Here is a 23624-nt window from a genome sequence, read left to right on the forward strand (position 1 = left end):
CTAATCTTACTTAGTCTTGTCCAAAGTCCGCGCTTCCAACCAAATAGGAACTGCAATCCAAGCAACTGCTAACAGCAAAGCAAATACCGCAAATTGAGCGGCCCAAGCTACCAACTTTTCTAAAGACACAACTTGTCCCAAGAAGTAGGATAAACTCACCATTACCGATGCCCAGCTTGCAGCACCCAGAACATTGAACAGTGAAAATTTCCAAAAAGGCATTTCTGCAATACCCGCTAGGGGGCTAGCAAAAATTCGCAGTAGTGCGATGAAACGACCCAAAAATACGGCTTTAGCTGCATTTTTGCTAAACTGTTCTTTTAAGTCAAACAGTTGTTCTTCTCGAAAGCGGAAAAATTGTCCCAACTTCAGCAGCAGTGGCCAGCCACCGTACCTGCCGATCGCATAACCAAAATTTCCCCCCACTGTAGCACCCGCGATCGCACTGCCGAGCACAAACCAGTAATTCAGTTCCCCGCTGCCAGCTAAAAACCCGCCAGCAATCGTAATTGTTTCGCCTGGAAGAGGAACTCCCAGATTTTCCAGCAGAATTCCCAGAAATACTGCCCAGTAGCCGTAATCACGCGCAAACTGCTGAATAGTCTCTAACGATAAAAACTCAAAAGACATTCGATACTGCCTTCGTAAACTTTTGCAAAGCTCAATACATTTATATATTGGCTCGATTCAGCCAATAGTGCAATCTTTCGCTGTGATGAAGAACACACTGTTGTCGCGATCGCTAATCCAACTAAAAATTAGCCTTTCAGGCATACTAGAGGAATAGAGAATTGTTGCGGTTGCGTTCCGCGCGATCGCTAGCCAATTTCCTACTAAATTTATCACAACGGCTCTCCCCACCGATTCCCTAGCCCGATCGCGCATCCTAAAACATACGCTGAAATCCCCTGAGTCTCTCAACAGAGTCAGCAAAGAAACTAACTTATTCATACTTTACGATCGTAGGATAACTGCTATGGAATTTCCAAACTTCAACCCACCCATCGTCCTTCAACCTCACAACTGCCTCGACTCCCAAGCTGGCAGCCTCCTGCAGCAACAGCTAGCCGAGATTGTGCCCGAGCGCCACAAACTCTGGGTAATAGACATGGCCGCCGTAGATTTTATCGACAGTTCCGGGATCTGTGCCTTAGTCGGCGGACTCAACGCCGCCCGCCACCGGGGATGCCGCCTCGTCATCTGCAACCTCTCAGCCACAGTCAAGCTAATTTTTGAAATTACTCAACTCGACCAACTCTTTGAAATCTTCGACAGTTTCGAGCAAGTTATCTCCACTGAAACTCCGGCTTTAGTTGCTTGATTAAAATGAGATCCCGAGTTGAAATCTCAAGTTTGCAAGAGACTTCAAGCAACCGCAGAGTTAATTTCAATATCATAAATAGGTTTATTTGTCAAGCAATACCAATGACAAACAAATAAATCCGGCACTTGAGCGCCGGCAGAAGCGATCGCAGGTGCAGCCGGAAAAGGCCAAAGTCGATCGAAACAAATCCTTTCCCCTACGAACCCAAACTGCATCAAATAAGTCGCCGGCGGCGCATTTAAAAGATTTAGCAAGCGGTAAGCCAACTCGTACAACTGCTGGCGCCAAACATCCGACAAATGCACCGGTTGAGAGTAACTCAACTCGCTAGACTGCTTGTCAGGTTCCCCACCGATCACCTCAGCATACAGTGGCCCCTTTGCCGTCAACACCACAGGCAGCCAAAAATTGCCCTCGCCGACGGGAAAAAGCAGCTCCTGAGCCACTCGATCGCGCGCCGACGAAACATTCCGGCAAAATCGATACACATCCCGACCCGGAAAAACCAGATTTTCTGGCACATCCAGCGTCAAAGGACAAACGATCGCCCCACCCGGAGCGATCGCGGCAGAATAGAGTTCAGAAACCCCACAGATATTGACTTCAGTTAAAGGATTAGATTGAGCGATCGCCGCCTTGAGATTTGCCGCCGGACTTTGCTCACCACCCGCCACAATCAAAACCTTAGACATTGCCAAAGCTCGGCATTTGAATTCCTCGATCGTCCGTTTCATCGACGCTCGGCAGATCCAAGCCCTTAGCCTTGCGGCTCCGCACAGCGAGACGGTAAGTGACGCTTTGCAACTCAGTGTGCAACTGGCGGTTTTCCTTTTGCAGTTGATCCAATTTTTCCTTAATTGGCTCGATCCGCTCGGCAAACTTCTGGCGGTAAACCCCGGGCAATTCCTGCACTACCTGTTCCAGCATCCGAGAGCGATCCGTCAATTCCTGCACTGACTGACGCAGTTGGTAAACCTCAGCATCCCGCTCGGCGATTTGTTCCTGATAAAAACCCACCTGTTCTTCAACAGCTTGGAGTTGTTCGCGCATTGCCTGCATTTGAGCTTGGTGGCGATCGGAAACTTCCGGCGCCGGCACAAAATTAGAATTGCCCTTCACCAGCCTGAAAAGTTCTTGAGACAACTGCTGCACTAATTGGTCGCGCATTTGCAACTCTTCGGTGAGACGAGATACCTCTGATTGCAATTCTTTTGAGCTTACAAGTTTAGTTGGATTCACGATGACTCTCAGCTTTTGTTATATAATCTGTTTCTCTTTAAAAATATCTTTCCCTTACCGCAGAGGCAAGAGGCACTTCAAAAGTTTTGAACCCATTAGGCTAAATCGAGCTAGCGGCCCGATGTCAAGGGTAAAGCTCAGTCTAACTCAAATCAGGCATTCACGTCATCACCTTAGTTTCTTGTCACTGAGATGTTGCAGTATTCTCAAGAACAGGCAAGATGCCGGTTCCACAAAGAATTAATTTGTTGTGGGGTGGGCAGGAGAACCCGCCCAAAAAAGGATTAAGGATTATTGATATTGCTGCAACATCTCAGTTGCCATAGACACAGGTAAAACCCTAGGTTTTTTGTCAATAAACCCGGTTTTTTAGCTTTTTTGAGAATAGTGCAATATCTCATGTGTAACCAATCACAGCCGAAAGCACTTTGCCAGCTTCGTCCACGGTGCTGCCAAAACAGATAATCCCGTCCTCGTGACCGGCCATCGCCAGAATTTGGCGCTCTGCCAAGTTCTCCTCCTCAAAAAGTCTAAACATTTCTAAGGCCATCTGAGGAGTGCCGTAAGGTATTTCTTTTCTAGTAGTAGGAATCTTAAACAGCAGTTGCTGCCATAGCTTAGGATTATGGACGTGAATTATCCCGCCCACCTCCTCTCTCTGAAGGTACAGGGCCCCGTGAGTCAGGGACTCCGACGAAGCTTGTACGGGGCCCCGGCAGCCGAGGTAATTTTGTTCTAAGTTAAATTCGGTAACAGTACAGTAGGATTCTGGTCCCAGAGTTTTCAAGTGTGCAGTCTGGGTTCCCGAAATCACGAATTGGCAAGAATTGCCGAGCCTGACGCTGACGTTGCCAAACCCTATGCCATTTTCGTAGACGCCAATTAATCCCCAAGCGTGGAGCCGATCGCGCCAGTGCATCAAATCTGCTATGTTCCGGGCAGCTACAGGGCCTGCTTTTTCCCAGTCACAGCGGTACTTAACGACTCCTTCATCCATCCATTTTTCGGTCAGAGCGGACACGACAGATACGATCCAAGCAGAGACTTAATCGAAGTTGTCAAACTGCTTTGTTTTGCCTGCTGCCTTCTGTCTCGGTGCATCAGTGCCTTAACTAATCTACATTCCAGTGTCGCCGTAATTAGCGACCGACATTAGCAAAAAGTAAGCTAGGAAAGAAGAACCAATTATTCCCAAAATCATGGTGTAGCCTCTAGGTGATTACAAAAGTTCAATATGAAAATGTATGCTTTCTGTTGGGGAGTTTGAACCCAGGCTTTTGCCCGATCTCCAGTTTCTGAGGTGAAACTACATAACATCCCTGAATCCGTTATTGTTCTACCCTACAGCATTTTTACTGAGGGTAGTTCTACCGTAAGAAAGATTTAAGAAGAAATTAACCCCTAATCATGTAAATCAGGTAAAAAGCAACCGTACATTTACTGATTTTTCATCATTATACATATATTTAAGCAAAAAGCAAGCGGAACACAAAAAATATTTTTTAGCCTGTCTGGGAGGAACTGGCACAATCTTCGGGTGCTCTACGTTAGTCCACACCTCTGTCGATCGAGCAATTTTTAGCTCCGGGGCATCCTACAAGCTAAGAAAGCGGGTTAAGCGTAATATCATGTCGGGTAAAATCACCACAACGCCAGCTCGCGTCGGCGGGTTCACCAAAATCTGTTGTAGTAGTATAAGTTATAGATCCCCTCAACCCGCGCCTACCTAAAGGGGGATAGTCGATCGACCGAACCTGATATAATTTTTTAACAAAAAAACAAGCCGATCGAGCAGTGATGACTCGATCGGCTAAAGTCTTCTGTGGAGTGCGATCGCTCGCAGCCATTTAAATGTGGAAGTGATACAAGATACTGCCGTCGTCTTTAATTTCGCAATTGGCATTAAAGACTTCAGCTTGTTGGTTCAAAAAACGCTGAGCCACATCCGGCGACAGCCGCGTTTCCATTGCAAACCGCACCAGAGTTATTTCGCCCCGACCTTCTTTGATCAGTCGGTACAAAGCACTTTGGAGCCTTTCGCTCTCTTCTCGCTGAAAAGCTGCTTTGTACTTCCAATCCGCCACCGAAGGAATCAAACCTCGGCTGACCAAAATCGCCAACAGCAAACCAATTCCCAAAATCAGAGGCACTGTCGGATCGCTCGTGGGCGTGGCCACAATTTGTGGCACTGTAGCGGCGGCCAAACTGCTAACCATTTCTTTTTCCGAAGCTTGCGTATCCGCCATTGCAAGCTGAGTTTTGTTGTAAAAGTCTTGCTGAAGCTTCATTTGCTGCAACAGGCGAGCGCGTTCTCTTTCGTATTGGTCGAGTTTTTGCTGAGCTTGTTTCAGGTCTTGAGTGACTTGTGCCAAGCGTTGGTTGAGCGACTGATTGACTGATTGCCACCGATATCTGTTAATCAGGCGGCTTTTTTCCACCATGCCCTTCATCAACATATCCACCGTTTGGATTGCTTGCTCCTGATCGAGCGAGCGATACCCAACCACAATTTCTAGGGGTTGTTCCGGCTTAGAAATCTTGACACTAGCATTTTGTCGAACTTGCTGGGGCGACAGCTTAACTGCATCTGCCACTGCTTTGACAACATTATCTGCCAGCAGAACCTCTGGGGTGAGTTGCTCTCCCTGCTTGAGAATTGTCGTGCCCGTACTCGAAAATTTGACTGGCGGATTATTAGAAGAGAGAGTGCCTTGAGCCATGAATCCGGGGGGCGGGGCGAGGCGGTAGGCCAGGGCGCCTGAAATACCCATAATTACAGCAAAACTGCCTAAGGCAATCCATCTGTATTGATGTGCTGAAGATCTAAAACGTAAATTTCCCATTTTGATAGTCAAGTCATAACATTCGCTTGCCGCAGCTCCTGCCAAACCCAAGAGCCATCGTTTCTTTCTGGTTAGTCAAATTGACTGCTGAAAATTTTCTCAGTTTCTACCTAAAAGCTATTAGCTTTTGAGAGTTGTCAATATTCATGATCCGAAAAAACCGATCGCGCTTTTATTTGATCTGAGCTATAACTTCAGTTTTTGTCCTTAATAATTAATCTGTAACAAGGCTTCTGGAAGTCTACTGGCATCAGACTAGCACTCAGGCGTGCGATCGCCTCGCCTCCCCGTGTTTGTTGACATTCAAAACAGTCTCCTTTTCACCCTTGGCAATTCTCCAATTATCTTACGTCTTGGCGTCTTACGGACGCGGTTGAAGAATAAAAAAAAGCTTAAATACTCGGCCTAAAAACTTAACAAGCAAGAATTATACCATGCAGTTAAGAGTTTGCTGCGTATTAAAAAAAATTGTGGAGCTGGTTTCGCCCCCAGATCCACATATTCACATAACAATTATGGTTCGATCGGTTGATGGTTCGATCGAGCCTCAGAGGCGAATGTTCAGAAGCCGATCGGCAAAATAAGACCCTCGCGGGCCATGACAGCCTTCGGAAAAGCGATTTGCACATCTTCGGCGATGCGATCGAGAAAATCGTCAGTATGAGCCGGATCATGGTGAAAAATCACCACTCGTTTCACCCGCGCCTCCTTAGCCATTCTCACCGCTTCCTGCCAAGTCGAGTGTCCCCAACCCACCTTCGGAGACTTGGGGTTGTGATATTCCTCGTCTGTGTACATCGCATCGTAAATCAGCACATCAGCGTCGAGGGCTAAATTGTAGACATTCTCATCTAGGCGATCGGGAAAATGTTCAGTATCCGAACAATAAACAACAGATCGTCCCTGCCAAGTCACCCGATATCCCATAGCAGTATTCGGGTGATTCAGAGAACCCGTCCTAATCTCAATATCGTCCAGCATCATCGTCTGGTTGTGATGGAGTTCGTAGAAATTCAAATCTGCCTGCAAACCCATCAGTGGCACCGGCGAATTCGAGTGCAACACCCGTTCGACAAAGTGCCTTTTCATGCAATCTCCATCCGGCGGAGTCGCCCCGTAAATATCAAAGCTATTGCCGCGGATGAAAGCTGGGGCGAACAGCGGAAACCCTTGAATGTGATCCCAGTGATAGTGAGTAAAAAACATATAAGCTTGCACGGGCATTTCTTGCACCAACTGGTCTCCCAGCATCCGCAAGCCTGTTCCGCCGTCAAAAATCAAGCGTTTGCCAGCGACTCGCATTTCCAAACAAGAAGTATTGCCGCCGTAGCGAACAGTTTCCTCTCCGGGTGTCGGAACACTGCCCCGCACGCCCCAGAACTGTACTACAAAATCATCTATACCTTTTATTGATTCGGAGGGTTGAGGGCAATCAACGGGAGTTGCCGCTACAGAGGACAAGCTGATTTCCATTTTAACATTCAGGCTTTAAGGTTCCACATTGTCCGTGATGGCGCAGCAGATGGTCGCACAACACTAAAGCTATCATTGCTTCCACCATTGGCACAGCTCTTGGCAAAACGCAAGGGTCGTGCCGTCCCTTGGCAGCCAGCAGGGTTTCTTCGCCCTCTCGGGTAACTGTACGCTGCTGCTGGCGAATTGTCGCAGTTGGCTTGAATGCCGCCCGCAAAATGATATTTTCGCCGTTAGCAATCCCACCCTGAATTCCGCCAGAGCGATTCGTCACTGTACGAATTACACCCTTATCATCAGTATAGTATTCATCATTATGTTCGCTGCCCTTGAGCAGAGTCCCGGCAAACCCGGAACCAATTTCAAAGCCTTTGCTGGCGGGCAAGGACATGATGGCTTTGGCCAAGTCGGCTTCGAGTTTGTCGAATACCGGCATTCCCAGGCCTTTGGGTACGTTGCGGGCGACGCATTCGACTACACCGCCGATCGAATCTCCACTGTCGCGAACTTTTTCGATCAGTTCAATCATTCTTTCGGCACATTCGGCATCGGGACAGCGGACGATGTTGCTTTCTACTTGTTCTAAGGTAACAGTGTCCGGGTCGGCGACACATTCTAAGTCTTTGATGCGTTTGACGTAGCCGACTATTTCGACTCCTGCTGCTTGTTTGAGAATTTTTTTAGCGATCGCCCCTGCTGCTACTCTACCAATGGTCTCTCTCGCGGACGATCGACCTCCGCCTTGCCAGTTACGAATTCCGTATTTAGCATCGTAGGTAGCATCAGCGTGAGAAGGGCGGTAAGTTGTCGCCATTTCGCCGTAATCTTGGGGGCGGGTGTCTTGATTGCGAACTAAAATTGCGATCGGCGTTCCCAAAGTTTTGCCTTCAAACACCCCTGACAGAATTTCGCAGGTATCTGCTTCTTTGCGAGGTGTGGTAATTTTGCTTTGGCCGGGGCGGCGGCGATCGAGTTCGGCTTGAATTTCCGATGCGTCGATCGACACCAGGGGCGGGCAACCATCAATTACTACTCCCACACCGCCGCCGTGAGATTCCCCAAATGTCGATATCCGAAATAAATGCCCAAAGGTATTGCCCATTCTGCTTTTGCCTGAAACTTGATAATTTTTACTTTAACTGGGAGATAGATTTTTCAAATATAGATTTACTGTATTTCTTCTGAAGAATATAGCATTGACTGGGAAGATCCCGGTTGATCGCGCCACAAAATACACTCGCTTCCCGGTAGAAGAATATCTACGAGGGACAGGGGAGAGGGGGAGAATTGGGAGAGGGGGAAAACTGTGAAAATCTTCCTTCTTGCTTCTTCCCTCTTCTTCCTTCTTCTTTAGTCTTCGTGTTCTTCAAAAGGATCTCTCAATTCCTTAGCGGGAGGGCCGAAAGCCGTGTAGATCGAGAAACCGGTGATTGCCACCAGACACATACCGAGAGAAATGCCGAGAACTGCTGCTGGTTCCATATTTTTGTAATATTATGAGTGCTCCACTCTATAATATTACAAAAAATAACAATCCGTCTGAAAGTCTAGTGATTTCAGGCGCAGTACGGTATGGCAGCCAACCCCCACTCCCCGTTCTCCCAGTCCCCCTGCCGCATTTCTGAGAAATTGCGATCGCAATTAGCGGTAGAAATATGTCAAACTTTTCTGTAGAGATTCATTGCAGGTGACTTATGGCACAACGGACTTGGTTAGGAGATATACTCAAACCCCTTAACTCAGAATACGGCAAGGTAGCCCCCGGCTGGGGAACCACGCTGTTGATGAGCGTTTTCATTGGACTGTTTTTCGTGTTCTTGTTGATTATTTTGCAAATCTACAACTCTTCTCTGATTCTGGAGAGTGTGGATATGGATTGGTCGAGTCTCGGCAGCTAAAAATTGAGCGCAAAACAGTAAGGCTAAAAGTAAAAGCTGAGGGTTGAGGAGAAAGGGTAAAAGCTAAGTTTTCCCGTTTTTCCTTACCCTTTCCGATTACTTTTGCCCTAAATAAACAGGAAGTAATTAAACAAATTGCAGGAGAAAAAGGATGAATATTTTTGGCATTGGTTTGCCGGAAATGGCAGTTATTTTTACGATCGCCCTATTGGTATTCGGCCCCAAAAAATTACCTGAAATCGGCAGGAGTATGGGGAAGGCAATTCGGGGATTTCAAGATGCTTCGCGGGATTTTGAGTCGGAGTTCACGCGGGAGGCCAAGCAGTTAGAAGAAGCAGTAGCAACTAGCAGCAAACCGGAAACTGAAAAACTCGCGGCGGCTACTCCCAAGGAAGATAGCACAGACAGTTAAATGAACAACACTCAGAAGTCGGAAACACCAGCGGAGTTAGTGATTCCCCAGCTAATAGTTGGGTTAGGCAATCCCGAACCTAAATACGATCGCACCCGACACAACATCGGTTTTAATGCTGTCGATGCCTTGGCTAAATCTTGGCAGATTTCCCTGTCGGAAAATCGCAAATTTCAAGGCATATTTGGCGAGGGAAACCGGCCGCGGGGACAGAAAATCCGCTTGCTGAAACCGCTTACTTACATGAATCTGTCGGGCCAAGCGATTCGGGCGGCGACGGATTGGTACAAAATACCTGCGGAGTCGGTATTAATAGTATACGATGATATGGATTTGCCGATCGGGAAATTGAGAATGCGGCTTGCCGGTTCAGCCGGCGGACACAACGGCATGAAATCGACAATTTCTCATTTGGGCACAGACAAATTTCCCCGCTTGCGGATTGGCATCGGCAAACCTCAAAACGATGCTGCTAAAAATGAGAAAGATACGATTTCCTTCGTTTTAGGAAAGTTTTCCTCAGAGGAAAGTCAATTAGTAGAGAAAGTGCTTAAACTGGTTGTAGAAGCTGTGGAACTAAGTCTACATCAAGGAGTAGAAAAAGCCATGAGCCTTTACAATAGTCGCACAATTGCAGAAACAAACGCGGAAACAAAAAGGTGAGTTCGAGACGTTTGCCTGAAACAACTGCATATGTCCGGGTTACTGGTCAATCTTGGCAAAAAGGCACGATTGAGGGTGAAGTGACTGCCGGCAATTTTGAGTGGCAGTTTCAGTGGCGTTTCACGTCAGAAAAAACACTGATACTTGAGCCTTCTCAAGGTAGGGCATTGATTCAGGAACCGCTGCACCGCTTTCTGGAAAAATGGGATTATCAGCTTGAACCGGGCGGGGATTATTCGTTTACGGTTCGGGCTCAGTTTTAAAATCTTGGTAAGGGGAAATGCGGCAAAGGTAATCGGGAATAAAAACTTCCTCTAGTAAAATATCCTAATTCCAGTAAGGATTTAATTAATCAAGGGGAATCGCTGTAATGGGAAATTGGGAAAAGGTAATGGGGAATGCAAACTTTCTCTAGTAGTATCTCCCGATTCCAGTAATTCTTTAATTAAAGCAGGGGGTGTCGCTTCTCGGTAAGGCCCGCAATAATACATTGTCAAAACAGCTTTGTAAGCCCAGTGATTGGAAGGTACATCGGTAAAAGGATTTGGCAGGGTTTCAGCCTGATTCTGGACGCAAGCATTGAGAATTTGTTCTGGCGCTGTCTGCACTTGAACTAAAGAATTATTTGGCTTGAGTGGTGCGGTATTTTGTGCGTTTGCAGGAGCTAACAAACCTGTATAAATTAACACTGTAGTAGTGGCAAAGATGCTGAGTTTCATAAGTTTATAAATTTCTGAATAAGTTGGGTGGTAGTGAGGACTTGAGTCCTCAAAATCGTGGGAAATAAGGGCTGTTCGTCCTTACTACAAACCTTTGGAATGTTCAGACATTTTTCGCATTCCCAAGGCCAAGACACTCAAAAACAACAGGCCGATCGCCCCAGCTAGCGGATTGCCGTTAACTCCTGTCACCCACTCGGGAACAGATGCCGAATATCGCACTAACTGCCCGATGTTAATCATGTAATATCCCCAGACTAAACCTGCATGAAGCCCGATCGACAAACCGAGGCGATTTTGGCGCGATCTTTTTCCCCAAACCAGAATCAAACCCAGCAACAACAACCCCGGAAACTGCGGCCAACTCTGCAGCATGGCCGCGACAGGTTTGATAAAATGAGATAGGGCAAACACCAGGCTATTCGCCCACAGAGATATTTTATAATTGTAATCCCGCTGCAACTCGTCCAGCAACCAACCACGGAATACCAACTCCTCCGCAAAACCGACTCCAAGGGCGCTTAATAGCCCTTCTGCGATGATTCTCGGCAAATTATCAGAATTTTGCCACGCGACTAAGCCGAACAGCCCTTGCACCGCAAATAGAGTGAAAGTGAGCAAAAGCCCGATCGCCAATCCGATTAAAAGCTCAAAACCGTTTTTTCGCGTATTGATTACACCGTAACTCTTGAGTAATTGGGTTTGTCCGTAAACCTGCTTTCCCCAGCGCGGCACTAGGAACAGAAACTCAGTAAACAACAATCCCATTGTCAGAATAGTTGCTAGGTTACTATCTTTAACTAAGAGATAAATTGGTGCTGCTAACGGCAGCCAAATTACTAGCAAGATTAATAGGAAAATTATTACACGTAAAGGAAATGGATAACTGGCTATTATTTGGAGGCGGTTAATCATTGTTGTAAATTAAACAGGTTTTACATGATATCTGTAGGGAGACAGCATTGCTGTGTCCATCCCCGGATTCTAAACACGCCATTGCCGTACCCCTAATGTACAAAGCAGACGGAAAAAGCTAGAATGGCATGGTATCGGTTGAAACTTTAAGTCAGGAACCTTAGCCTAAAGGCATAAGGCTTGAAAGAGAAATCTAGAAAGCCATCCTGACCAGCCTAAGTCCTTCGCGGACTACGTTTTTTGAGTCACGACACCCTGGAATGCGTAGCTAGTTCCTTGCTCTGTCGCTGAAAGTTAAACAGTTCTAAGGTCACTGGAACAGTGCTTTTAGCCTAACAAGCTCACTAAACATTGGCGAAGCTAACTTTACTCCGCAAGGAGAACGGGACAACCATATCCCGGCGGGGAGGCAACCATACCTCCCCAACCCCGCAAGGGGATTCCACTCAATGTAAAGCCGTCCTAAAAGGACGGGGTTTCAAACCCATAGTTTTGATGACTGAAGCCTCGGATTTTTCAAATGTCGATCGCGAATTAGATGACACAATTTTAAGCTTCGCAGACATTCAGGCAGAACTCAACCTGCGCCACGCTAAAGATGCTCTGCGAGATATAGTAGAAAATCTCGACTTGACAGTTCAAGAGCGAACTGGACTAGAACCGGAAATTGGCGGGTTGGAGAAAATGCTCGACAAGCTAGAGCGCGCTTGCGTGCAAATAGCTGTGTTTGGGATGGTGGGAAGGGGAAAATCTTCGGTTTTGAACGCGCTGCTAGGTCAAAATGTGTTTGAAACTGGCCCGACTCACGGGGTGACTCGCACGACGACTATTGGCCAGTGGGATGTCGGAGAGGGAATTGATGAGAAGTTACCCGATCGACTTTCGCCAGTTATTTACCGTTTGTCGCAAGTAGAATTAATCGACACTCCGGGAATAGATGAAGTTGACGGCGAAACTCGCGAACTTTTAGCCCGCCGCGTTGCTCAACAAGCAGATTTGATTTTGTTTGTAGTTGCTGGCGACATTACGAAGGTGGAATACGCAGCACTTTCGCAGTTGCGGGAAGCCGGAAAACCGATGTTATTAGTGTTTAATAAAATTGACCAGTATCCTGATGCAGACAGGCTGGCAATTTATCATAAAATTCGAGACGATCGCGTAAGAGAATTGTTGTCTCCCGATGAAATTGTGATGGCGGCGGCTTCGCCTTTGACGGCGAGGGCGGTGCGCCGTCCCGACGGAAGTATGGGCGTGCAAATGACTCGCAGTTTGCCACAAGTGCAAGATTTAAAATTAAAGATTTTGGAGATTTTAGACCGGGAAGGCAAATCTTTGGTCGCGCTGAATACGATGCTGTGTGCGGGGGATATTAACGAGCAGTTGGTGCAGCGAAAAATGGAAATTCGAGATGACGCGGCTAATCGAATTATCTGGAATGGGGTAATGACTAAAGCGGTGGCGATCGCACTTAATCCAATTACTGTAGTTGATATTCTTAGCGGTGCGGTAATTGATGTGGTGATGATATTAACTTTATCTAAAGTTTACGGCATTGCCATGACGGAAGCGGGCGCGGTGGAATTGCTGCAAAAGATTGCGATTAGTATGGGGGGAATTACTGCGGGCGAATTGTTGGCTAATTTTGGTTTGAGTTCTTTGAAAGGATTGTTGGGTTTGGCGACGCCAGCGACGGGGGGTTTGGCTTTAGGGCCTTATTTGTCTGTGGCGGTGACGCAAGCTGCGATCGCGGGGGTTTCTTCCTATGGTATCGGTCAAGTTACTAAGGCTTATTTGGCTAATGGTGCTTCTTGGGGAGATGATGGGCCAAAGGCTGTGGTGAGCAAGATTTTGTCTTCTTTGGATGAGGATTCTATTTTAAATCGGATTAAGGAAGAGTTGCGGGCTAAGTTGGATTTGGGAAGTGTGGAAAAACAGAAATCTTAGCGATCGGCTGTTTTACGTTGACCCAGCAATCCTGGCACAGCCCTGCCGCAATCCGGCAGGGGTTTAAACCCCTACCTCAAAGCTAAATTTGTGTGAAGACAATTTAACAAATTATTAGGATAACAACCTGTTACCAATTACCAATTATTACTCTATCTTACTAACTCATGACTTAGGCAATTGGCAGAGGTTGGGCGATTGCGGCAAATAAGGTGTGCTGTGCACACCCTACTCTAATTCCGCGAAGGCGGACTTGGTTTGTGTAGCCGCCAATTCGATTCGGTGGGTTAAGATCGAATTTTTAATCCGAATTCGATTCGGCGGCTTAACATCAGGTTTTTAACCCTAATTCGCTGCTATTTATAACCTCTATTTTTCTCCGACCAAATGCGGGTTGGTAGCCCCCAAACATAGACAAATCCTTCGGCAGCTTTGTGATCGAATTCGTCCTCTGCGCCGTAGGTTGCTAAGTCAAAACTGTACAGGGAATTTTCAGATTTGCGGCCCACAATCGTCGCATTTCCTTTGAATAGTTTGAGCCGCACGGTTCCAGTTACTCGCTTTTGCGTGTCCTGAATAAATGCGTCTAAAGCAGTTTTCAAAGGATTGTACCAAAGACCGTTGTAAATCATTTGGCTGTAGGTTTCTTCGATGCCGCGCTTGTACCGAGTCACATCTGCTGTCAACGTCAAACTTTCTAAGTCTCGGTGCGCGTGCATCAAAACTAAAATCGCTGGTGTTTCGTAAATTTCCCGCGATTTAATCCCGACTAAGCGGTTTTCAATCATATCAATCCGGCCGACTCCGTGGTTTCCAACTATTTCGTTTAGTTGGGAAATTAGGGCGACTGGTGATAAATCTTTGCCGTTTAAAGTGACAGGATTTCCGCAATCGAAACCGATTTCTATGTATTCGGGTGTGTCGGGAGTTTGTTCGATCGCCTTTGTCATCAAATAAACTTCTTCCGGCGGTTCCGCCCAAGGATCTTCGAGGATTCCGGCTTCGATTGCCATTCCTAATAAGTTGCGATCGATACTGTAAGGGGAAGACTTTTTCACCGGGGACGGAATGCCGCATCTCTCGCCGTATGCGATCGTTTCCTCGCGGCTCATTTTCCACTCCCGCGCTGGTGCTAAAATCTTAATCTTGGGGTTGAGCGCGCCGATCGACACATCGAACCGTACCTGATCGTTTCCTTTACCTGTGCAACCGTGGGCGATCGCATCTGCACCGTATTTTTCCGCAGCTTCTACTAACAATTTAGCAATCAGCGGGCGAGCGAGGGCAGTCGAAAGGGGATAACGGTTTTCGTAAAGTGCGTTAGCTTGAATCGCTGGAAACGCATAGTCTTTGACAAATTCTTCGGTAGCATCAATAACTAAAGATTCCGAAGCACCGGATGCTAAAGCTTTTTTGCGGATCGGTTCTAATTCGTCTCCCTGTCCCAAATCCGCAGCCAGAGTAATTACCTCTTCCACACCCCACTCGTTTTTGAGGTAAGGAATGCAGACGGAGGTATCGACTCCGCCGGAATATGCTAGCACAACTTTTTTAGCGCGACTCATTGCGATTTACATCCTGAATTTAACTGACATCTTGCACCCTTGTCACTAAGCTTTTCAGGGCGGGCCAGATGCCCACACCACAAAAAAATATCATTTTTGTGGAACAGGCATCTTACCTGTTCTTGAGAATGGTGCCTAATGTGAGGTTTAACCGACTTTTCATTATGCACCTAATTGAGATCGATTCTTGTCAGAAATAGCACAGATTTATATATTCTTTTTTTGCTAAACTTTGCTATTTGGCGGGGGAGTTGCTGCGAAAAATCTGCTACCGTGGGATACGGTAACTGTGGCGATGGGGAAAAACCGTGTTTTTTAGTGTTGTGATTCCGACGTACAATCGTAAACCGATTTTGGCGAAATGTCTACTGGCTTTGGAAAATCAGCAGTTCGGTGAGATTGTCAGAGAGTATGAAGTAATTGTGGTGGACGACGGATCGACCGACGGGACGCTGGAGTGGTTGGTGACAAATGCTGAGTTGTTGCCTCATGTGCGCTCGATCGCCCAATGTCACCAAGGCCCCGCCGCTGCCCGGAATTTGGGCGTTGAAGATGCTAAGGGCGATACGATTATTTTTATTGACAGCGATTTGGTGGTAACAGAGCATTTTTTGCAAGCACATGCAGATGCTTTGCTACAGGGTTACAAAGATACTGATGCGGTTTTTACTTACGGCAGCGTGATTAATACTTGCAATTTCGAGAATCCTACTTCGGAACCTTACAAAATAACCGATTTTTCGGCTGCTTATTTTGCTACGGGAAATGTGGCGATCGCCCGCCACTGGCTGCTGGCCGCTGGACTCTTTGACACTCGCTTTCAACTGTACGGATGGGAAGATTTAGAATTGGGTGTCAGGTTGAAAAAATTAGGTTTGAAACTGATTAAATGTCCGGCTGCTGTCGGCTATCACTGGCATCCACCTTTTAGTTTAGAGCAAGTTCCCGGCATGATCGACCGAGAAATTCAGCGCGGGAGAATGGGAGTTTTGTTTTATCAAAAACACCCTAGTTGGGAAGTGCGGATGATGATTCAAATGACTGTTTTGCACCAAATACTGTGGGGATTTTTATCATTGGGCGGAATACTGAACGAGCGGACGATGACTCCTTTTTTGCAGTGGTTGATTGACCAAGGTAAGCCGCAGTTAGCTTTAGAAATCGCTCGGATTTTTCTGAATTGGTATAACGTGAAAGCCGTGTACGCTGCTTGTGGGGAATTGCAGACCGACACAAACATACCATAAATCAGCCGGACGGTGCAAATAAAATATAAGATATTGTAGGAGTGTTTCAGGGCCCATTGGTGTCAACTTAAGCTCAAATGTAGTAACGGTATACTGTGTGACACTTATGCCTAAATTCTCCTAGCCTTGCTTAAGAAAGGGGATTTACCGGACTCAAGACTTGGATAGAAACCAGAGAAACAAAGGATTTTAGTCTTAAGTTGACACCACTGATCAGAGGGTGTTTTAATTGTCATTCCGACTAAGGATATTTGCTTAGAAAACACAATAGCGAGCCACCAGGTAAAGGCAGGCGAAACCGGTTTCTAGACCTTGTAAAAATTTTACCTTTAATCAAAATTGCTTGCTGAGTCTGTGATTTGAGGCATCTCGGCTGTTTTCTTGATGGGCTGCGAGAATTAGATTTCCACACATTTTCCAACTATTCTTATTTTTGATATAATTACAGATAATTTAGGAGTGTGCTATCTACCCAAGAGTTGTGCTGGTTTACCTGAGAGTGTTAGCTACAAACGGTTAATAACTTAAAAGTATTCCCACATAGAAAAGTTGAATAATTTGAGGGTCTGCTGTGAATAAAACTGACGAAAAAAATCCCAGACGAGAAACAATTAGACTTCCAAACACTGCTTTACAAGAAAATATTTTAATGGTGGACGACAATCCAGAAAGCTTGCGACTTGTATCCCGGCTTTTGTCTAGGCGGGGATATAAAGTGCGGCCGACACGAGATGGCAAATTGGCCCTCAACTTTGCTGTATCGAGTCCACCGGATTTGATTTTGCTGGACATCATGATGCCCGGTATGGATGGCTATCAAGTCTGCGAACAGTTAAAAGCGTCTCCGAAAACGAAAGATATTCCTGTGATTTTTATCAGCTCTTTAAATGAAGTTTTTGATAAGGTCAAAGCTTTTTCGTTGGGGGCGGTAGACTACATTACTAAACCGTTTGAAATAGAAGAAGTCGTGGCCCGCGTCGAAAATCAACTGCTGCTCAGTCGGCTTTCTAAGGAACTTTTAGCGAAAAATGCGATGCTAGAAGCTGAAATAGAAGAACGCAAGCGGATCGAAGCACAACTACGAGAAAGCCAGCACTGGCTGTCGGCAGTAATTAAAACGAATCCTAATTTATTGTACGTTTATGATTTGATAGAAGAGAGAAGTCTCTACGTCAACCGCGAAATCTATAGCGATATTGGCTACACTTTTGAAGAAATACAGGAGATGGCAGCCACATTTATTCCTAAGTTAATACACCCTGACGATATCCCTGCATTCTCAGAACAAAGAAAAAAAATTGAGACAGCAAAAGATGGCGAAAGCTTTGATTTTGAATACCGGATACAGCACAAGAATGGTAAATATCGGTGGTTTTGCAGCCGGGAGAGCGTGTTTGCCAGAACAGCCCAGGGCAAACCTTGGAAAATTCTGGGAACTGCTACTGAAATTAGCGATCGCAAACAAGCAGAACTCGAACTTAAAACAGCTTTAGCTGCTTTGGAACGGCAAATCAAGCAAAGATTTCTGCTAGAAACAATTACTCTCGAAATCCGCTACAGCTTAAATCAAGAGCAAGTTTTTCACACCGCGACGGCCCAAATAGGTCGAATTTTTAATACCGATTGCTGCTTGCTTCACACCTACACAGAACACCCACTTCCCCGAATTTTTAATGTCGCTGAGTACAGGAAAACCGCAGCAAAATCGCTTTTAGATGTAGAAATTCCCGTAGATGGCAATCGTCACACTCAGTTTTTATTGTCCCAAGATCAACCTGTAGTTTATGACGATGTTTTTGCCGAACCCCTGCTAGAAAACGTCAGAGATTTGTACTGTCAAATAGGTTTGAAGTCGATGATCTCCATCCGCACCTCCTATCAGGGAAAAGCCAACGGAATGATATGCTTGCACCAGTACGATCGCCCGCGTCACTGGACACAAGATGAGATCAGATTATTGAAGGCTGTAGCGGCACAGATGGGAATTGCGATCGCTCAAGCCAATCTTGTCGAACAAGATAAACAACAGCGACTTAAACTTCAACAAAGCGAAGCTAGTCTAGCAGCAGCCCAGAAAATTGCCCATATCGGCAGTTGGGAATTTGATTTAGTCACCCATAAAATTACTTGGTCAGAAGAAGTATTCCGCATTTTTGGTCTTGACTCAACCGCAACTGAACCGACATCTGCCCAACTTTTAAAGATGTGTCATCCCGAGGACAGACACTTGTTTCAAAAAAGTGTCACCCTCACTATGTCGCAAGGCATTTCCTACAAAAGAGAGTTCCGATTTTTTCATCCTAGCGGTCAAATCATATATGTGGAAGGAAGAGGAGAAGCTGTTTTTAACGAAACCGGGGAAGTAATCAAACTGTTGGGAACAGTAATGGATATTAGCGATCGCAAACAAGCCGAAGCAGATTTGCTGCTTAGCGAACTGCGAGAACGGGAAAAAGCGCAACAGTTAGAACAAGCTCTGGAATACTTAAAAAATGCTCAATCCCAGCTCATTCAATCCGAAAAAATGTCAAGTATCGGGCAAATGGTAGCGGGAGTGGCCCACGAAATTAATAACCCTGTCAACTTCATCTACGGCAATATTATTCCCGCCAAACAGTACGCTGGCGATTTAATAAAATTGCTCCAGCTCTACCAGCAATACTATCCTGAACCCGTTCCTGAAATAGCCCAAGAATTGGCAGAAGTCGAGGTGGATTTTATCGCTGAGGATTTTCCGAAAATCATGGCTTCAATGCAAGAAGGTGCGAATCGAATTAAGCAGATAGTGCTGTCTTTGCGAAACTTTTCCAGACTCGATGAAACCGCTCGCAAAGTAATAGACATTCATGAAGGGATAGAGAGCACTTTGGTGATTTTGCAGCACCGATTGCAGTCACAGCCAAAACCTCGGGAAATTCAACTTATTAAAAATTACGGCACACTGCCCAAAGTCGAGTGTTATCCGGCTCAATTAAACCAGGTATTTATGAATTTGTTGTTGAATGCGATCGACGCTGTGGAAGAGTCATCAGCAAACTGTACTTGCAAAGTTAAGCAGATTAGCATTGTTACTGAAGTCAGCCGAGAAAATCAAGTGTGTGTGCGGATTTCTGACACCGGGCCCGGTATCCGTCCCGAAGTTCAGTCAAGGATATTTGACCCGTTTTTTACTACCAAACCCATCGGCAGTGGGACTGGTTTGGGGTTGTCGATTAGTTACCAAATTGTTAAAGACACCCACGGCGGTAAGTTGGAGTGTTATTCAGAAGTAGGTCGGGGAACAGAATTTGCGATCACACTACCGATTTCGCAAAAGTTAAAAGTTAAAAGTTAGGATAAGCTGTGAAATCATGTGCGGTAAATTAACGATAATTATTGTAGCGGCGGGTTCACCAACAATCTAATCTATAAGATAAGCCAGAGATGAGCCGCAACCCGCCCCCACTCTCTGATTGGGAGCAATTCAAGGGAGAGCATATTAATCGTCTATCAGAACCTATTTTAGAGTGCGTCATAACCTGATATTTTCACCAGTATTTTATCAAAACGGTTGGTGATTTAGTTTAATCTCATCCTAAGCATGATATAATTAAGAGTTAGCCTTTTGAGGCTCCAGACGTTGGGCTGCTAAAATTAGTAGTGAATATTACAGTTGCTATTATACAAACTCTGTCAACATACGTCTGCTGTAGCGTCTACCACATTTTAACTGAATTATGACTGACTCAATTCGTTTCCTCATGTGTGCTCCTGACCACTACGATGTGGATTACGTGATTAATCCGTGGATGGAGGGCAACGTACACAAATCATCGCGCGATCGCGCCGTCGAACAGTGGGAAAAACTCTACCGCGTCCTCAAAGACAACGCCGTTGTAGACCTCGTACCGCCGGCAAAAGGCTGGCCGGATATGGTGTTCACCGCCAACGCAGGCTTACTTTTAGGCAATACCTTCGTCCTCAGCCGTTTCTATCACAAAGAACGCCAAGGCGAAGAGCCCTATTTCAAAGCATGGTTTGAAAGCAAAGGTTTCACCGTGCACGAACTCCCGAAAGACTTGCCGTTTGAGGGCGCTGGCGATGCTTTGCTCGATCGCGAAGGACGCTGGTTGTGGGCCGGATACGGCTTCCGTTCCGAACTCGACTCGCACCCGTTACTAGCAAAATGGCTCAACATTGAAGTGCTTTCGCTGCGTTTAGTTGACGAACGTTTCTATCACCTAGACACCTGTTTTTGTCCTCTGACAGGCGGCTATTTGCTCTACTATCCAGCAGCATTTGACTCGTATTCCAACCGCTTAATTGAAATGCGAGTTGCGCCGGAAAAACGCATTGCCATTGAAGAAGCAGATGCCGCTAACTTTGCCTGCAATGCCGTCAATATTGACAAAGTTGTGGTAATGAACAAGGTTAGCGAAGCCTTGAAAACGCGCATTACTCAGGCTGGTTTTCAAGTAATTGAAACGCCGATGACCGAATTTCTGAAAGCGGGCGGCGCCTGTAAGTGTTTGACGCTGCGGGTAACAGAACCGGTGCAAGAAGATCGATCGGCAAACGTGATGGTAGAAAGCCGCACCATTCGCATGGACGGCCACCTCCTAGATGCCGGTTTAATCAGTCGCGCTTTAGACTTAATTATCGAAAACGGTGGCAGTTTCCAAGTGCTCAATTTCAATTTAGGAGAGCAGCGGCAAAGCACGTCATCTGCAGACGTTAAAGTTTCTGCTCCTTCCCATGATGTGATGGAAGAAATCATGGGAATGCTGATTGACTTGGGTGCAGTGCCCCCGCCGCAAGAGATTTGCGATGCTATTTTAGAGCCGGTAGTGCAAGATGGTGTCGGCCCAGACGACTTTTATGTAAGTACGATTTATCCCACAGAAGTGCGGGTAAATAACCAGTGGGTGAAAGTGCAAAATCAGCGGATGGACGGTGCAGTTGCTATTACTGAAACTGCCGATGGCCCGGTGGCTAAGTGCAAATTACTGCGAGATTTAAAAGTAGGTGAAAAAGTCGTTGTAGATGTAGTGGGTATCCGCACCATCCGCAAAACCGAATCGCGGGAACAGCGCAATTCTCAAGAATTCAGCTTTATGTCCGGCAGCGTTTCTAGCGAGCGCCGCGTAGAATTGGTAGTAGAACAAGTAGCGTGGGAATTGCGCCAAATTCGCGATCGTGGTGGCAAAGTTGTAGTTACGGCGGGGCCTGTTGTTATCCACACCGGCGGTGGCGAACATTTAGCACACTTAATTCGCGAAGGTTACGTACAAGCGTTGTTAGGTGGAAATGCGATCGCCGTTCACGACATGGAACAATCGAATATGGGAACCTCTTTAGGGGTTGACATGAAACGTGGCGTAGCTGTGCGCGGCGGACACCGCCATCACTTGAAAATAATTAACACTGTGCGGCGTTACGGGAGTATTGCAAAAGCTGTTGAAGCAGGCCTGGTTACTAACGGTGTGATGTATGAGTGCGTAAAGAACAATATACCGTTTTCCCTAGCAGGTTCGATCCGCGATGACGGCCCACTTCCCGACACGCAAATGGATTTAGTTAAGGCTCAAGAAGAATATACTGAGCTGTTACGCGGTGCGGATATGGTGTTAATGCTGTCGTCTATGCTGCACTCAATTGGTGTGGGAAATATGACGCCGGCTGGTGTGAAGATGGTCTGTGTGGACATTAATCCGGCGGTGGTGACGAAATTGAGCGATCGGGGTTCGATCGAATCTACTGGAGTTGTTACCGATGTGGGATTGTTCCTAAGTTTGTTGGTGAATCAATTGGATAAATTGACTAGCCGTCATCATGTAACTCAATCTGTTTAGATTCGGCGGTTGAAACCGCGTCTATACAAACGAAGTCCGCCTGCGCGGACTGAAGAATAGAGGCTGGTAGGGTACGCATTGCGTACCTTACAGAGCCGATAATAATGCTCATTATCATCGCTCAAAATGCGCCCCAATAAATTGAGCGATCGCCCTTTCGATCGCCGTTTTCTCCTGCAGACGATGTAATTTCTAAATTAGCCCTCTTTTGTCACTCTACGCAGAGGAAAACTTGCCATAAGGGATATTGAGGTTTTGAAAAATTGAACGAGTTAAATTATTGACAAGCATTTGAAGCTTAAAAAAGCCCTCGGATAACTTAGGAACAGTAAAAACTTGTAGCCAAGGTTTAATAAAGTTAAATAGTACAAATGGTTGAAGTATTAAACGGAGGTTGTTAAGAATATTCTTCCACCCCTTTCCTTTATCCCACCAAGGATGTGATGAAAAATTAGATTCAGATTGTGGTGGTAATTTTAGCAGTTGTTCAGAGTGGAGGCTAACCATCAAATAAGCGCTAAAAATAATTTCCCACCATTTTTCTATTTGTGGATAATTAGTTAAGCGAAAATCTGCCCATCCTAATTCGTTTTTACTTTGCTTCAAACCATATTCTACCCAAGTTCTTAAACCATAAAAATTACCTACTTCTCTGGGTGTAATGTTGGGAAATTTACTCATTACATACCAAGTAGTGTTTTTGGGAAGCTCCTCTTTATCAGTTGTGATTTGACAATATTTAATTTCCGGATTATCACCACAAATAATCTCTCTTATATATCTGTCTTCCGAGCTTAAATCAGAGAAGACACGTTTGAATCTTTGCCACTCTGAATATTTGACTTTCGCGTCTGTAACTCCCCATGCTTTGTGGTTAGAGCGAATTGCCACAATAAAATTTAGATTCAATTCATCTAGTATTTGAATAAAATTTTTACTGCTCTCTCCGTATAAACTATCTGCTAGGACAAGATTAAATTTAAATCCCATCGCACGCAATTGTTTGATCATTTTCGCTGCAATTTCAGGTTTAGTTAGGTATTGATCTCCTGGTTGCAGTCTTTCTCTAGGTTTATAAACTTCAAATAATAGAGGAAAAGTCATGCCAGATAAAACACCATACGCTGTAACTGCAACGATACCATTATCTGTTTTACCTAAATTTCCAATGTACTGTCGTTTTACATAATCAGTCGCATCCCCCTTTTTTTTATCTCCGGTTTCATCAATTATTAGTACTATTGGGCGCCCTTGAAGTACATATAATATTAATTCTAATCGTTGCTGACTTAATTCTTGTACATCCCAAGGTGATTGTGTTAAAAAATGGTGTAATCCTTGATGATTATCTAGCCCTATAACTTTCGCTATTGATGGTAGTGTTTTGCGTTTTATGTCCGATATCATACCGATATGTAAGTACTTAAAAGCTTCAAAGCTCCTAACTTCTGGAAATATGTTTTGGTAAATTTGACAGTATTCATCTATAAATTTGACTGTGGGTACTGGTTTACGAGGCTCTACCATAGGACTGGCAATGCTTTTGGGGTG

General features: G+C 45.6%; 22 protein-coding genes. 9 read left to right on the forward strand and 13 right to left on the reverse strand.

Annotation, left to right across the window (positions count from 1 at the left end; translation table 11 throughout):
* Positions 1–6: 6 nt before the first annotated feature.
* On the reverse strand, positions 7–630 hold the full coding sequence (locus tag D0A37_RS23835; RefSeq protein ID WP_242718146.1) for a DedA family protein: 624 nt from the start codon (positions 628–630) through the stop codon (positions 7–9).
* Positions 631–687: 57 nt separating this feature from the next.
* Positions 688–951 (reverse strand): hypothetical protein, encoded by a 264-nt coding sequence (locus D0A37_RS23840; protein ID WP_242718148.1) that lies wholly within the window; start codon positions 949–951, stop codon positions 688–690.
* A 25-nt stretch (positions 952–976) separates the two neighbouring features.
* Between D0A37_RS23840 and D0A37_RS23845 the strand changes: the two genes are divergently transcribed.
* The gene (locus D0A37_RS23845; RefSeq protein WP_242718150.1) at positions 977–1321 is read left to right on the forward strand and encodes an STAS domain-containing protein; all 345 of its coding nucleotides are present in this window, start codon (positions 977–979) and stop codon (positions 1319–1321) included.
* Positions 1322–1365: 44 nt separating this feature from the next.
* Here the strand turns inward: D0A37_RS23845 and D0A37_RS23850 are convergent, their stop codons facing one another.
* The 7 genes from D0A37_RS23850 to psbN form a co-directional block, all read right to left on the reverse strand.
* Positions 1366–2016, reverse strand: coding sequence for a hypothetical protein (locus D0A37_RS23850; protein WP_242718152.1), 651 nt, complete (start codon positions 2014–2016; stop codon positions 1366–1368).
* Positions 2009–2563 carry an Npun_F5560 family protein gene (locus tag D0A37_RS23855; RefSeq protein WP_242718154.1) on the reverse strand — a complete coding sequence of 185 codons (555 nt, stop codon included), beginning with the start codon at positions 2561–2563 and terminating at the stop codon, positions 2009–2011. Before D0A37_RS23855 ends, D0A37_RS23850 begins: the two co-directional genes overlap by 8 nt.
* A gap of 397 nt (positions 2564–2960) precedes the next feature.
* Positions 2961–3560, reverse strand: coding sequence for a class II aldolase/adducin family protein (locus D0A37_RS23860; RefSeq protein WP_242725720.1), 600 nt, complete (start codon positions 3558–3560; stop codon positions 2961–2963).
* Between the two features lie 850 nt (positions 3561–4410).
* The gene (locus D0A37_RS23865; RefSeq protein ID WP_242718157.1) at positions 4411–5334 is read right to left on the reverse strand and encodes a GumC domain-containing protein; all 924 of its coding nucleotides are present in this window, start codon (positions 5332–5334) and stop codon (positions 4411–4413) included.
* 633 nt (positions 5335–5967) lie between these two features.
* Positions 5968–6879, reverse strand: coding sequence for an MBL fold metallo-hydrolase (locus tag D0A37_RS23870; RefSeq protein WP_242718159.1), 912 nt, complete (start codon positions 6877–6879; stop codon positions 5968–5970).
* Between the two features lies 1 nt (position 6880).
* Complete coding sequence (gene aroC / locus D0A37_RS23875; protein ID WP_242718161.1) at positions 6881–7981, reverse strand: chorismate synthase; 1101 nt, start codon at positions 7979–7981, stop codon at positions 6881–6883.
* Positions 7982–8229: 248 nt separating this feature from the next.
* Complete coding sequence (gene psbN, locus D0A37_RS23880) at positions 8230–8361, reverse strand: photosystem II reaction center protein PsbN (protein ID WP_193971847.1); 132 nt, start codon at positions 8359–8361, stop codon at positions 8230–8232.
* A 212-nt stretch (positions 8362–8573) separates the two neighbouring features.
* Between psbN and psbH the strand changes: the two genes are divergently transcribed.
* The 4 genes from psbH (at position 8574) to D0A37_RS23900 (ending at position 10115) form a co-directional block, all read left to right on the forward strand.
* The gene (gene psbH / locus D0A37_RS23885) at positions 8574–8777 is read left to right on the forward strand and encodes a photosystem II reaction center phosphoprotein PsbH (protein WP_242718163.1); all 204 of its coding nucleotides are present in this window, start codon (positions 8574–8576) and stop codon (positions 8775–8777) included.
* A gap of 151 nt (positions 8778–8928) precedes the next feature.
* The gene (locus tag D0A37_RS23890; RefSeq protein WP_172189683.1) at positions 8929–9189 is read left to right on the forward strand and encodes a TatA/E family twin arginine-targeting protein translocase; all 261 of its coding nucleotides are present in this window, start codon (positions 8929–8931) and stop codon (positions 9187–9189) included.
* Positions 9190–9852 (forward strand): aminoacyl-tRNA hydrolase, encoded by a 663-nt coding sequence (gene pth, locus D0A37_RS23895; protein ID WP_015176009.1) that lies wholly within the window; start codon positions 9190–9192, stop codon positions 9850–9852.
* Positions 9849–10115 carry a DUF3146 family protein gene (locus D0A37_RS23900; RefSeq protein ID WP_006633689.1) on the forward strand — a complete coding sequence of 89 codons (267 nt, stop codon included), beginning with the start codon at positions 9849–9851 and terminating at the stop codon, positions 10113–10115. Before pth ends, D0A37_RS23900 begins: the two co-directional genes overlap by 4 nt.
* 81 nt (positions 10116–10196) lie before the next feature.
* On the opposite strand, the gene D0A37_RS23905 is transcribed toward D0A37_RS23900, so the two are convergent.
* Positions 10197–10571 carry an S-layer protein gene (locus D0A37_RS23905; RefSeq protein ID WP_242718165.1) on the reverse strand — a complete coding sequence of 125 codons (375 nt, stop codon included), beginning with the start codon at positions 10569–10571 and terminating at the stop codon, positions 10197–10199.
* An 84-nt stretch (positions 10572–10655) separates the two neighbouring features.
* A complete protein-coding gene (locus D0A37_RS23910; RefSeq protein ID WP_242718167.1) occupies positions 10656–11486 on the reverse strand; it encodes a CPBP family intramembrane glutamic endopeptidase in 831 nt (276 codons plus the stop codon).
* A 495-nt stretch (positions 11487–11981) separates the two neighbouring features.
* Between D0A37_RS23910 and D0A37_RS23915 the strand changes: the two genes are divergently transcribed.
* Positions 11982–13430 (forward strand): GTP-binding protein, encoded by a 1449-nt coding sequence (locus D0A37_RS23915; RefSeq protein WP_242718169.1) that lies wholly within the window; start codon positions 11982–11984, stop codon positions 13428–13430.
* A gap of 356 nt (positions 13431–13786) precedes the next feature.
* On the opposite strand, the gene D0A37_RS23920 is transcribed toward D0A37_RS23915, so the two are convergent.
* Entirely contained in the window at positions 13787–14995 is a 1209-nt protein-coding gene (locus D0A37_RS23920; RefSeq protein ID WP_242718171.1) for an argininosuccinate synthase, read from the reverse strand.
* A gap of 308 nt (positions 14996–15303) precedes the next feature.
* Here D0A37_RS23920 and D0A37_RS23925 point away from each other — a divergent pair, with 308 nt between their 5' ends.
* The 3 genes from D0A37_RS23925 (at position 15304) to argZ (ending at position 22073) form a co-directional block, all read left to right on the forward strand.
* Complete coding sequence (locus D0A37_RS23925; RefSeq protein ID WP_242718173.1) at positions 15304–16242, forward strand: glycosyltransferase family 2 protein; 939 nt, start codon at positions 15304–15306, stop codon at positions 16240–16242.
* 571 nt (positions 16243–16813) lie between these two features.
* The gene (locus D0A37_RS23930) at positions 16814–19576 is read left to right on the forward strand and encodes a PAS domain-containing protein (protein WP_242718175.1); all 2763 of its coding nucleotides are present in this window, start codon (positions 16814–16816) and stop codon (positions 19574–19576) included.
* Between the two features lie 382 nt (positions 19577–19958).
* The gene (gene argZ, locus D0A37_RS23935; RefSeq protein ID WP_242718177.1) at positions 19959–22073 is read left to right on the forward strand and encodes a bifunctional arginine dihydrolase/ornithine cyclodeaminase; all 2115 of its coding nucleotides are present in this window, start codon (positions 19959–19961) and stop codon (positions 22071–22073) included.
* Positions 22074–22289: 216 nt separating this feature from the next.
* Here argZ and D0A37_RS23940 read toward each other — a convergent pair whose 3' ends face one another.
* A complete protein-coding gene (locus D0A37_RS23940) occupies positions 22290–23600 on the reverse strand; it encodes an IS701 family transposase (protein WP_242718179.1) in 1311 nt (436 codons plus the stop codon).
* Positions 23601–23624 lie beyond the last annotated feature (24 nt).

The sequence above is a fragment of the Microcoleus vaginatus HSN003 genome, from assembly GCF_022701255.1.
In the GTDB taxonomy this organism is placed as follows: Bacteria; Cyanobacteriota; Cyanobacteriia; order Cyanobacteriales; family Microcoleaceae; genus Microcoleus; species Microcoleus vaginatus_B.